Raw genomic sequence first — 12,017 nt, forward strand, 5'->3', positions numbered from 1 at the left:
ATGACAACGGCAGTCATTGTTGACGCGATTCGTACGCCTTCGGGCCGGGGAAAACCGGGCGGAGCGCTCTCTGGCGAGCATCCGGTCGATCTCCTCGCTGTGGTGTTACGCAGCCTCGTCGACCGACACGATCTCGACCCCGCCACCATCGATGATGTGATGGCGGGGTGTGTCACGCAATCCGGCATGCAGGCGGTCAATATCGCCCGCAATGCAGTGCTCGCAGCGGGGCTTCCCGAGACGGTGCCGGGCACCACAATCGATCGTCAGTGTGGCTCAAGCCAGCAGGCTGCGCACTTCGCTGCGCAGTCGATCATGGCGGGCGTGAACGACGTCGTGATCGCGTGCGGTGTGGAGCTCATGAGTTCTCACCCCATCGGCCAAGCCACCCTCGGCTACAGCACCACGAGCTCATTGCTCGACGACCGCTACCCCGCAGGCCTCGTGAATCAGGGCATCTCCGCCGAGCTCATTGCGGCACGCTGGGGGCTCGACCGCGATGACCTCGATGTCTTCGCCGCGCTCTCGCATGCCCGTGCTTCCGCCGCCGATTTCAGCGCCGAGATTCTGCCCATTGGCGAGTTCAGCCACGATGAAACGATCCGGCCAGGCACGACAGCAGAAGGTCTCTCCGGCCTCGGCCCAGCCTTCTACGATGCCGAGATTGCCGCCCGTTTCCCCGAGATTCAGTGGAAGGTCACCGCGGGCAACTCTTCACCCCTCACCGACGGCGCTTCGGCGGTGCTCATCATGAGCGAAGAGCGCGCTGCCGCTTGGGGGCTCCGGCCACTCGCACGGTTCCACTCCTTTGCGGTCGTCGGCTCCGACCCGATTGAAATGCTGACCGGGATCATCCCCGCAACCCACCGTGTGTTGGAGCGCAGCGGCATCCGCCTCGATCAGCTCGACAGCATCGAAGTCAACGAAGCGTTTGCCTCGGTCGCTCTCGCCTGGCTGCAAGAGTTCCCGGTCGATCCCACGATCGTGAACCCGCGCGGCGGCGCCATTGCCCTCGGTCACGCCCTCGGCTCGTCCGGCACACGCCTACTCACCACTCTCGTCAACCAACTCGACAGCACCGGCGGTCGCTATGGCCTTCAGGTCATGTGCGAAGGCGGCGGCATGGCCAACGCAACCCTCATCGAAAGGCTCTAATTGAAGATTCAGGATGCCGCAGCACTCATCACCGGTGGCGCAAGCGGACTCGGTCTTGCTACCGCCCGCGCTCTCGCCGCGCAGGGTGCGAAGGTCACCATCGCCGACCTTCCCAGCTCCCGCGGAATCGAGATCGCCGCCGAATATGGCTTCCTGTTCGCACCAACCGATGTGCGTTCAGAGGTGGATGTTCAGGCTGCCGTTGCCCTCGCCTCCTCAACCGCACCGCTGCGCATCGTCGTGAACTGTGCTGGCGTTGCGACCCCGGGCAAGACGCTCGGCCGCAAGGGAGTGCTGCCGCTCGACACCTTCGAGACCGTGATCGGCATCAACCTCACGGGAACGTTCAACGTCATCCGCCTGGCGGCAGCCGCGATGGTCGAAACCGAACCGATCGACGGCGAACGCGGCGTGATCGTGAATACGGCATCCGTCGCAGCCTTTGACGGCCAGATTGGTCAGCCCGCTTATGCGGCGTCGAAAGCTGGCGTCGCAGGCATGACGCTTCCGCTGGCCCGTGAGTTCGCTTCGGCCTTGGTGCGCGTCATGACCATCGCTCCCGGCATCTTCGAGACGCCGATGATGGCAGGCCTGCCGCAGGAGGCGCAAGATTCTCTCGGCGCTCAAGTGCCGCATCCGTCTCGCTTGGGACGACCGGCGGAGTACGCCGCGCTCGTGCAGCACATCGTGGAGAACCCCATGCTCAATGGCGAGGTTATTCGCCTCGACGGTGCGATCCGGATGCAGCCGCGCTAGCCGCAGCACCCGGATCGACCGAAGCCCGCAAGCGAGCCAAAGGAACCGAGCGAATCGCGCCTAGAGTACCTTCGAGAGGAAGGCCTTCGTGCGGCCGTGCTGCGGGTTGCCGAGCACCTCGTCGGGGTCACCCGACTCGACGACAACGCCGCCATCCATGAACACGAGCTGGTCAGCGACTTCGCGCGCGAACCCCATCTCGTGCGTGACCACGATCATGGTCATGCCGGATTCGGCGAGACCCTTCATGACGTCGAGCACTTCGCCCACGAGTTCCGGGTCGAGAGCCGACGTCGGCTCGTCGAAGAGCATGAGCTTGGGCTCCATGGCGAGAGCGCGCGCAATGGCCACTCGCTGCTGCTGACCACCGGAAAGGTGTGCCGGGTAGGCATCCTCTTTCTCGGCCAGCCCAACCTGCGCGAGAAGTTCGCGGCCCTTCGCGATTGCAGCGTCCTTCTTCACCCTGTTGACGCGGATGGGCGCCTCAATGATGTTTTCAAGGGCCGTCATGTGCGGGAACAGATTGAAGCGCTGGAACACCATGCCGATATCGCGGCGCTGGCGGGCGGCTTCGCGTGGCTTGAGCTCATAAAGCTTGTCGCCGCGTTCTTCGTAACCGACCAGAACACCGTCGACACTGAGTCGACCGGCATCCACATTTTCTAGATGATTGATGCAGCGCAGGAACGTCGACTTGCCGGAGCCGCTTGGGCCAACCAGGCACATCACTTCGCCCTGGGGCACCGAGAGCGAAATGCTCTTCAACACCTCATTGGAACCGAAACTCTTCGAGACGCGATCGGCATGCACCATCGGTGCGCCGCTTGTCGTTGCGTTCGTCATCGGTGCTCCTTTCCTGACGGATCCGTACTGGAATCGGATGCCTCACCCGGAGTGTCAATTACACCGGTCTTCACCGAGATCGCTCCCGTCTCCGTGCCCGCCTTTTCGGGGCGTGCTTGGCCAACACCGCGCGAGAAGCGCTTCTCGAGGAAGTACTGGCCGACCATCAGGATCGAGGTGAACAGCAGGTACCAGGCCGAGGCTACGAGCAGCAGCGGGATGGGGTCGAAGATCACGACAGAGATGTCGCGCGAGCGACCGTAGAGCTCGAGGCTGAACGGAATGGCGGTGACCAGCGAGGTGGTCTTGAGCATCGAAATGACTTCATTGCCGGTGGGCGGAATGATGATGCGCATTGCTTGAGGGATGACGACCCGCGTCATCGTCTGCATCCACGACATTCCGAGGGCGGTTGCCGCCTCGTCCTGCCCCTTGTCGACCGAGAGAATTCCGGCACGCACAATCTCGGCCATGTAGGCAGATTCGTTGAGCGCCAACCCGATCACGGCAAGCCAGAACACGCTGATGAGGTCGCTGGTCTCCAACGACAGCCACGGCTCAGTGAACGGGATGCCGACATCGATCGTGGAATAGATCGTGGCGAACAGTCCCCAGAATACGAGTTGCACATATACCGGAGTGCCGCGGAAAACCCAGAGGTACAGCCAGGCAATGCCCTTGACGACGGGGTTATCAGACAGCCGCATTACGGCCAGGGTGACACCGAGGATGATCGCAATGACCATCGAATACACCGTCAGCAGCAGGGTATAGCCGGCGGCCTGCGAGATGCGCTGGTCGAAGATGTATTTGCCGAAGTTCGCCCAGCCATACGCCTCACGCTGAGACGCGTCGACGAGAAAGAGCACGAGCATCGCGACGAGGATGACCGCGATGACATTGCGCCAGGGGTGACGGAGACGAATCGCTTTGATTGCCTCTGCTTGATCAACGCCGTTCGGCGACACCTGTGCAGGTGTCGCCGAACGGTCAGAGCGTGATGCAGCCATCTACTTAGCTGGACGTTGCCGCGTTGATGGTGATGGACGAGACGGCGCCACTGAAGACACCCCAGTCATCGAGGATCGCCTTGTAGGTTCCGTCATCGACCATCGACTGCAGCGCCGCCTGGAGGGCATCCGACAGCGCCGAATCCTTCTCTACAGCGATGCCGTACGGTGCGGTGTCAAACGAGTCGCCTGCGAGTTCAATCTTGTCGCCAACCTGGCTCACCGCGTACTGGGTGATGGGCGAGTCAGCGCTCATGGCGTCCGCACGGCCCAGAGCGAGAGCGTTTGTCGCCTCGTCTTGAGTGTCGAACTTGAGAATGTCGATGGGCTCCTTGCCGGCATCCGTGCATTCCTGCGACTTCGCGGGAAGCTCGTCAGTCTCTTCGTACGTCGCGGTCTGCACTGCAACCGTCAGGCCACACGCATTGGCGGGATCAACGTCGACGCCAATGAGCTGGGCCCACTGAATTCCAGCCTCGTAGTAGTTGACGAAGTCGACGACCTTCTCGCGCTCTTCATTGTCGGTGAAGGAGGAAAGCCCGATGTCGTAGCTACCGCCGGTGACGCTGGGGATGATCTTGTCGAAGCTGGAGGGCTGGTACTGGGTGTCGAGACCGAGCTTGGCAGCCATGGCGTTGCCGAGGTCAACTTCCCATCCGATGGGGTTACCCGCGTCATCCTTGTACTCGTTGGGAGCGTAGGTCGGGTCGATACCGACTACGAGAACGCCGGCCTCTTTGATGTCGTCGGGCAAGAGGGCAACAGCTGCTTCGTCAATGCCGACCTCAACAGTGCTGCCGCCGGTGGTACCGGTGTCGGTGCTGTTGTCAACACATCCCGACAGTGCGAGGACGGTGACGACGGCCAATGCTGGCAGCGCGTAGGTGATTTTCATGGTGCAACCTTTTTCTTTATCCCGATGAAAGCTGGTGCCGGCGATAAGGCGTCGCCCCTGACGGGTGCGCCACTGAATCATCGACGCTGGAAGCCTACCCCCGGGTGCGCGCAATATTACGCTCACTTGCGCCGTGTACTTGCGGCACCAAGAGAGCAGTGACGAATATTCAGCGGATGCACGGCTCAGCGGCAACCCCGAAGCGCGAATGCGGGGCTTAGTACTCGCCCTGCGTCGCAGCTTCGAGCTCGGCCAAGTTGATGGTGCGCAGCTCACGAAGCCGTGTATCGCGGTCTTTCAGGTACTGCGGATCAGCGGTCGGAATATACGAATCGCGCAGCTTCGCGATAATCGCCGTGCCAATCTCACTCCACGCTAGTTCGCGCGCCTCATCGATGATGGCCGAAATGAGTTCGCCATTCATGGATGCTTGGCGCAGGCCCTCAGCGAGCCCCGCCTGCACGGCGCGGTTGCGGTCAGAGTGGGAGCCACGAAGCAGCGGTTCCGTCTGCTCGGCGAGGTGGTCGAATTCGACGTGCACCAAGCCAGCTAACGCACCGTCGTCGTAGTCGAGGTGGTCACGGGCGGCATCCACAATAATGCGGTTCTTGACGGCCATTCGCACGGCATTACGCGCGATCAGCACGCCCTCTTCGACTACCCGTTCGATGGGTGCCGCTTCGACAGGCTCGGGCGCCTTAAACTTGCCCAAGTTAAGGCGCGGGCGCCGCCGAAAAATACTCACAGTGCAATTGTTCCGGGTTAGGTCGATGAGGGGTATCCCCCATCCGGTGCAGCTTAGATGGCGAAGCTGAACGGACTATAAAGACTTCTCATAACAGACGCTGAAAGGGATCGCTGCGTAGGTGCCGAATACATCGATGCGTTCGTAACCAAGGCTCTCGTAGAGCGCCATTGCGGGCGTCTGCAAGTTGCCCGTCTGCAGAATCAGTGAGCGTGCATTCGCTTCGCGAGCAACTGCTTCTAGCTCGAGCATCAGCAGACGCGCTGCGCCTTTGCCACGGTGACGAGAGTCGACGAATACCTTTTTCACTTCAAGCGATTGCTCAAAGGGACGAAGGGCCGCATGCCCAATCACTGTGTCTCCGTCGAGCACCAACAGCGTGTGGCTGATGTCATCGGGCGAGACAGTCAACGCCGCTCTCACTGCGGTGCGTCCGGCATCGTCAAGATCAGCCTGACGGCCGGCATAGATCGCGCCCGTCTCTTCATCCATCGCCGCTCGCTGCTCGACCGCTCGCGGGTCTAACCAACCGACCCGCGCAACGGTCAGGCTCACTCGACTTTGGCTTTGGTGGTTGCCGACGCGTTGGCCTCGTATGAGGTATTGGTCGACTCAAAGAAGTTCACGAGCTCAAGAGTGTCATTGGCTGTCGCCATCCACTTGGCCGGGTTCGAGACCTTGTAGTGCGCCTCGAATCCGAGCTCCTCCAAACGACGGTCAGCCAAGTACTTGACGTACTGGTTGATGTAGTTGGCGTTGAGGCCGAGAATGCCACCGGGGAGCAGGTCGTGGTTGTAGGCCTCTTCCATCTCCACAGCATCCAAGATCATCTGGCGAATTTCGTCAGCGAACTCTTCGGTCTGAATCTCGGGGTTCTCTTCGAGCACCGTGAGGATCAGGTTGATACCGAACTTGAGGTGCAGGCTCTCATCGCGAACAACCCAGTCCATGAGCGAACCGAAGTTGCGCAGCAAGTTGCGCTGGCGGAACGACAAAGCAACCATGAAGCCCGAGTAGAACCAGATGCCTTCGAGCACCACGTTGTAGGCAACGAGGTTACGGATGAAGTCCTGCTTGCCCTCGATGGTGTTGATGTCGAGAGTTTGCTCCGTCATGCGACGGATGTACTTCATCTCAAACTCTTCCTTGCGCGCCATCGACGGCACATCAACGTGAGAGTTGTAGGCCGCTTCACGGTCGATGGGGAAGGTTTCGAGAACGTACTCGAAGCTCATGCAGTGGTTAGCTTCTTCCCACATCTGCTTCGCGAGGTACAGCGAGCATTCTGCGGCAGAAACGTAGGGGTACACGCCGAAAGCGAGTGCCTTATTGACGAGCAGCTCATTCGGGTTGAAGTAGCTCATGAGGAACGTCACTGCGTGACGCTCTTCATCAGTCATCTTCTTGAAGTCGGCGATGTCTTCGCCCAGCTGGATCTCGTTAGGGAACCACGTGTTGGCGACGGCCTGGTCGTACAGGTCCATTGCCCACTGGTACTTGATCGGCTTCAGCAGGAGGCCGTCTTGGAGGCCTGTTCCTAGAATTCCCATTACTGGCAGCTATCGCACTGCAGGTCGTCCATGGGATCGACGGGAACGAAGTAGTCGTCTGTGGTGTTTTCGCGGTTCATTATGCTTCTGCCTTCTTTGCGAACCCGCCGAAGCCTCGGCGTGCGGGGGTTGATGATGCTGCTGCTGCTCCGGTCTCAGACGCGGCAGCCTTAGTCGACGAGATCTCCTCGGACTTGTTGACCTTGACGGTCGACTGCTCTGCCTGGTGGCGGGGCTTCATGTGGAGGTAATAGGTGGTCTTGACGCCGCGCGACCAGGCGTCGAAGTAGATGTCCATCATGTCTCCGAGGTCACGCGTCTCGAGGTACATGTTGCGGCTGATCGCCTGGTCAATCCACTTCTGGGCACGAGCGGCAACCTCAAGGAACGCATACGGCGAGAGCTGGAAGCTCGTCTTGAATACGGCCTTGATGTCGTCGGGGATGCCGGCAACGTTCTGGATGTCACCCTGGCTGCGCAGGATGGCTTCGCGGTTCTTTTCCCACAGTCCGTGCTCCTGAAGAGTCGCAACAAGGTTGCGGTTCACTTCGAGGAACTTGCCGTTCGAGGTTGAGCGGCTGAAGATCTGCGAGAACTGCGGGTCGAGGCCGGGCGTGGTGCCCGCAACGAGACCAATGGATGCGGTGGGTGCGATCGCCATGAGCGTTGCGTTACGCATTCCGCCCTTGACCTTCTCGCGCATGGCATCCCAGTCGAGGCGTGTCTTGCGGTTGACCTTGATCTCCATGCCACGGTCTTCTTCCGTGAGCGCGATGGAGTCGAGCGGCACGAGGCCCTCCGACCAGCGGCTGCCTTCGAAGTTCGTGTACGAGCCACGCTCCTTAGCGAGCTCGGTGCTGGCGTCGATCGCAGCGTAAGAAACGTGCTCCATGATTTCGTCGATGAGGTCGTAGGCCTCTTCGCTCTCGTAGCTGTAGCCGAGCTTCTCGATGATGTCGGTGAAGCCCATCACGCCGAGACCAACCGCACGGTTCTGCTCGTTCGAGAAGTCTGCTTCTTTCACGCTGGAGCGAGTGATGTCGATGAGGTTGTCGAGCTGGCGCACAGCCAGTCGAGCGCTCTCGGCGATCTTCACGAAGTCCACTCCGCCCTCGGGGAGGAGGTGACGCGAGAGGTTGATCGACGCAAGGTTGCAGACGGAGACGTTGTCTTCATCCTGCGGGAGCGTGATCTCGGTGCAGAGGTTGGAGAGGTGGATCGTGCCCGTGTTGTTGTTGAGCGCACGGTTGTTGATCGTGTCTTTGAAGGTCAACCACGGGTGGCTCGACGTCTGCAAAGAGATGAGGATCGACTTGAACTGCTCGCGAGCACCGATCTTCTTGAACATGTGCATTTCGCCGGCATCCGCCATCGCAACATATTCGTTGTAGCGCGTGGAGAATGCCTGGCCGTACAGCTCGTTGAGGTCAGTTACCTCGAGCGGGTCGAAGAGGTACCAGGAGTCGTCGTTCTGAACGCGCTTCATGAACTCGTCGCTGATCCACACGGCCGTGTTGGCGGTGCGGGTGCGACGGTAGGGGTCACCGGAGTTGCTGCGGAGTTCGAGGAACTCCGGGAAGTCCATGTGCCAGTTCTCCATGTAGAAGCAGAGGGCGCCGAACTTCTTGCCACCGCGGCTGACCGCACGCAGGATCGAGTCGATCGTGTGCATGAACGGGATGGGACCGGTTGAGGTGGTGTTGTTGGAGCGGATGGGCGAACCCTGGGCGCGAAGCTTGGTGACCGAGAGGCCAATTCCGCCGGTGCCCTTGGTGAGCCACATGACATCGCGCGTCGTCTTGGCGATGTGCTCCATGTCGTCTTGCATTTCCATGACGAAGCAGTTGGCGAGCTGCGGGTAGATCGTTCCCGCGTTCACGAGAGTGGAGCCGGCAGCCAAGTATTCGAGGCTCGACATCTTTTCGTAGAACTTGAGGGCAGCCTCGTTCGGGTTCGCTTCGTTGAGCGAGAGGCCCATCGCGATGCGCATCCAGAAGTACTGCGGAACCTCAAGAGCGTCGCCGTTGCGACCCTTGATGCCGTAGCGGTTGTTGAGGGTGACAACACCGATGTACTTGAGCAGCTCGTCGTGAGCGGGCTCAAGGTGCTCGGCGAGAGCATCCAAGTCGAACATGGTCGTGAGGCGCGGGTCGAGCAATCCCTCTTCAACGCCACGGATGACGTTGGGGCCGAAGTGCTCTTTGTGCAGGCGCTTGAGGTCAGCAGCGTCGGTGTAGTCACCGAGAACGCGCTTGTAGATGGTCTTGAGGAGAAGACGGGCTGCAACGGTGTCGAACGCCGGGTCGTCTTTAACGTTCTGGAGCGCTACTTGGATAACAGCTTCGTCGAGCTGCTGCGTCGTGATGCCGTCAAACAGCGTCAGTTCGAGCTCGGAAGCGATCTGGGTTACCCACGTGATGTTGTCGTCGAGACCAGTGGCGGCATCTTCAATTGCGAGGTTGATCTTGTTGGCGTCATACGGCTCTCGCTGACCGTTGCGCTTGACGACTGTAATTGCCACGAAAACTCCCTAAAATCCCCATAAAACCTCGAAAACCGCGACCCCCGGCCAAGCGGTCTCACCACTATATATCGTGGGTGCCACCTGTCGCCAACCCTAGATGTAGTGGGCGTGTCCTCCACAGGTGTGGATAACTTCGCGGAGTTTTCCACAGCCTAGGGATAACCACTGACACCCGAAAACCCGCTGAAATCCGGGCCATTTGGCCAGCTAAGCTGGAGTCCTTGTGAACGCATACATCGACCTGTTGAAAACTCCGGGCATCGCCAGAATCATTGCCGCCCAGCTCACCGCGCGACTGCCCGGCGGCATGCTTTCGTTGGCGATCCTTCTTCACGTCGAGCAGATCCACAATTCCTACGGTGCTGCCGGCCTCGTGCTCGCCGCAACGAGTATCGGGCAAGGCGTGGCCGGGCCTCTCACGAGCCGCTGGATGGGCATTTGGGGAATGCGCAAAGTGCTCATCCTCACCCTCATCATTTCAGCGACCGCAATCTTCACCATCGCACTCGCTCCGCTCAGCGTCGGCATGTTCATGGTCGTGGGTCTCATCGCTGGACTCAGCAACCCGCCCGTGCAACCTGCTGTGCGCACGATCTACCCCAAAATGGTGAACTCGAAACAGCTCACCCCACTGTTCTCTCTCGATGCCTCCGCGCAAGAAATCATCTGGGTTGCCGGCCCTGTAGTTGCTACTTTCCTCGCGATCCAGATCTCGACCACCACGGCCATTGTGGTTGCTGGCGCGTTTCTCATCGGCGGCGGAGCCTGGTTCATTGCCAGTCCCGAAGTCGGTCAGGTGCGCATCCCGCGCAGCAAACGTTCATTCGGCACCGTACTTCGGCGCCGCCCCGTCCTGCTGGCAACGATCACCGGGTTCCTGCTGGTCGGCGCGGCATCAGCAGTCGAAGCATCCGTCGTTTCAGTGTTCGGCCATGACGGCCCTCAAGCAGGCTTCGTGCTCGGCATCTGGGCGATTGGTTCACTCCTTGGCGGCCTGTTCTTGGGCCATTTGCCCATCGGACCATGGGCACTCGCCCGTCGCATGTTCATCGTTTTCGTCGGAATGGCCTTGGCGATGATCTACCTCGACTTCTGGTGGCTCGCCGCCATGCTGCTCATCGCTGGGGTCGGCATCGCGCCAGCATTCGCCGTCATTTTCGCCATCGTTTCCGCCAGCGTAAAGTTCAGCGATACCGCCGAAGCCTACGGCTGGGTCGGCACTGGTCAGCTCATTGGCGCAGCGCTCGGCTCAGCAATCGCCGGATTCCTGATCGACCTTCACGGACCCATCGGCGGGTTCTGGGCGGCAACCGTCATCGCCGCACTGGGAGCACTCGTCCCCGCACTACTCCGCGGTTGGCACCCCGACCTGCGCGGCAAAGACGCGAGCCCCATCCCCGACACCGAACCGATCAGCACACTGCGCCAATAGCAACCGCGTCAGGCAGTCACTCCCGGCGAGAACACCCGGCTACACGTCTGAGCATGATCGTGGGTGCGGATGCTCGGGCTCCTTCTCGTGCTACCAGCGCGGATGCACGGCCGCACGGAAGTGGCGGTCGTAAATGTCGCGCACCCCGGCCATGAAACCCTCGCTCAGCTCCGGCACTTCGCCAGCACCAGCATTGGACTGAGCCTGAGCAACGTTGCGTGCTCCCGGAATCACTGAACTGACGCCGGGCTGCTGGGCCACCCACGCCAGAGCAACCTGCGGGGTCGAGAAGTCAGCAACAGCGGGCTCGGCAGCGAGCAGCGCCGCAAACTCCCCCGCTGCAGCAACTCCGGTCTCGAAATCGACGCCGGAGAAGGTCTCGCCCACATCAAACGCTTCACCGTTGCGGTTGTAGGTGCGGTGATCGTTCTCCGCGAAGGTCGTGTCGACGCGGTACTTGCCGCTGAGCAGCCCCGAGGCCAGCGGAACACGGGCGATGATTCCGACACCGGCATCGAGCGCGGCCGGGAGTACCTCATCCAACGGCTTGAGACGGAACGCGTTGAGGATAATTTGCACGCTCGCGACGTTAGGTCGCGCGATCGCGGCGAGCGCCTCATCCGCGGTCTCAACACTCACGCCATAGGCCGCAATCGCACCGTCGGCAACGAGGGTGTCGAGGTCGTCAAAGACAGCATCCATGCTGAAGACCGCGGTGGGCGGGCAGTGCAGTTGCACGAGATTGAGGGTGTCGACGCCGAGATTGCGGCGCGAGCGGTCGGTCCATTCGCGGAACTTGGGGAGTGTGAAGTTGCTCGGGTCTTGGGCTTCGCGACGGCCCATCTTGGTGGCGACCGTAAAGTCGAGCTCAGGGCGGTCAGCGAGGTAGCTACCAATGAACTTTTCGCTGCGACCATCACCATAGACATCGGCGGTGTCGAAGAAGGTGACTCCGCCATCCGCTGCGGTGTCGAGCACGCTGCGAGCATCCGCCTCGCTCACGTCACCCCAGTCCGCACCGAGCTGCCAGGTGCCAAGACCGATTGCGGAAACAGAGCGGCCGGTGCGGCCGAGAGTGCGAATATCCATGGGATAACGCTACGCCCT

At 60.8% G+C, this 12,017-nt stretch carries 11 protein-coding genes; 3 read left to right on the plus strand and 8 right to left on the minus strand.

Features of this window, described 5'->3' with window-relative positions; all coding sequences use genetic code 11:
* Complete coding sequence (locus I6E51_RS11245) at positions 1 to 1,155, plus strand: thiolase family protein (protein WP_197110365.1); 1,155 nt, start codon at positions 1 to 3, stop codon at positions 1,153 to 1,155.
* On the plus strand, positions 1,156 to 1,911 hold the full coding sequence (locus I6E51_RS11250) for a 3-hydroxyacyl-CoA dehydrogenase (RefSeq protein WP_197110366.1): 756 nt from the start codon (positions 1,156 to 1,158) through the stop codon (positions 1,909 to 1,911). It abuts the gene before it with no gap.
* 60 nt (positions 1,912 to 1,971) lie between these two features.
* Here the strand turns inward: I6E51_RS11250 and I6E51_RS11255 are convergent, their stop codons facing one another.
* The 7 genes from I6E51_RS11255 to I6E51_RS11285 all read right to left on the minus strand — a co-directional run bounded on the left by I6E51_RS11255 (position 1,972) and on the right by I6E51_RS11285 (position 9,475).
* Positions 1,972 to 2,724 carry an amino acid ABC transporter ATP-binding protein gene (locus I6E51_RS11255; RefSeq protein ID WP_197108559.1) on the minus strand — a complete coding sequence of 251 codons (753 nt, stop codon included), beginning with the start codon at positions 2,722 to 2,724 and terminating at the stop codon, positions 1,972 to 1,974.
* A gap of 26 nt (positions 2,725 to 2,750) precedes the next feature.
* Entirely contained in the window at positions 2,751 to 3,764 is a 1,014-nt protein-coding gene (locus I6E51_RS11260; RefSeq protein WP_197107699.1) for an amino acid ABC transporter permease, read from the minus strand.
* A 4-nt stretch (positions 3,765 to 3,768) separates the two neighbouring features.
* Positions 3,769 to 4,659, minus strand: coding sequence for an ABC transporter substrate-binding protein (locus tag I6E51_RS11265; protein WP_197110367.1), 891 nt, complete (start codon positions 4,657 to 4,659; stop codon positions 3,769 to 3,771).
* A gap of 217 nt (positions 4,660 to 4,876) precedes the next feature.
* Positions 4,877 to 5,404 carry a hypothetical protein gene (locus tag I6E51_RS11270; protein WP_307783928.1) on the minus strand — a complete coding sequence of 176 codons (528 nt, stop codon included), beginning with the start codon at positions 5,402 to 5,404 and terminating at the stop codon, positions 4,877 to 4,879.
* A gap of 75 nt (positions 5,405 to 5,479) precedes the next feature.
* Positions 5,480 to 5,959 carry a GNAT family N-acetyltransferase gene (locus I6E51_RS11275; protein WP_197110368.1) on the minus strand — a complete coding sequence of 160 codons (480 nt, stop codon included), beginning with the start codon at positions 5,957 to 5,959 and terminating at the stop codon, positions 5,480 to 5,482.
* Entirely contained in the window at positions 5,956 to 6,954 is a 999-nt protein-coding gene (locus I6E51_RS11280) for a ribonucleotide-diphosphate reductase subunit beta (RefSeq protein ID WP_197107705.1), read from the minus strand. The genes I6E51_RS11275 and I6E51_RS11280 overlap by 4 nt, the downstream gene beginning before the upstream one ends.
* Positions 6,955 to 7,033: 79 nt before the next feature.
* Positions 7,034 to 9,475: a ribonucleoside-diphosphate reductase subunit alpha gene (locus I6E51_RS11285; RefSeq protein WP_197110369.1), complete on the minus strand. Its 2,442-nt coding sequence runs from the start codon at positions 9,473 to 9,475 to the stop codon at positions 7,034 to 7,036.
* 226 nt (positions 9,476 to 9,701) lie between these two features.
* On the opposite strand from I6E51_RS11285, the gene I6E51_RS11290 reads away from it, so the two are divergent.
* The gene (locus I6E51_RS11290; RefSeq protein ID WP_197107709.1) at positions 9,702 to 10,910 is read left to right on the plus strand and encodes an MFS transporter; all 1,209 of its coding nucleotides are present in this window, start codon (positions 9,702 to 9,704) and stop codon (positions 10,908 to 10,910) included.
* Between the two features lie 90 nt (positions 10,911 to 11,000).
* On the opposite strand, the gene I6E51_RS11295 is transcribed toward I6E51_RS11290, so the two are convergent.
* A complete protein-coding gene (locus I6E51_RS11295; protein WP_197110370.1) occupies positions 11,001 to 11,999 on the minus strand; it encodes an aldo/keto reductase in 999 nt (332 codons plus the stop codon).
* Positions 12,000 to 12,017 lie beyond the last annotated feature (18 nt).

Origin of the sequence: Salinibacterium sp. NSLL17, assembly GCF_015864935.1 — a bacterium.
Taxonomy (GTDB): domain Bacteria; phylum Actinomycetota; class Actinomycetes; order Actinomycetales; family Microbacteriaceae; genus Rhodoglobus.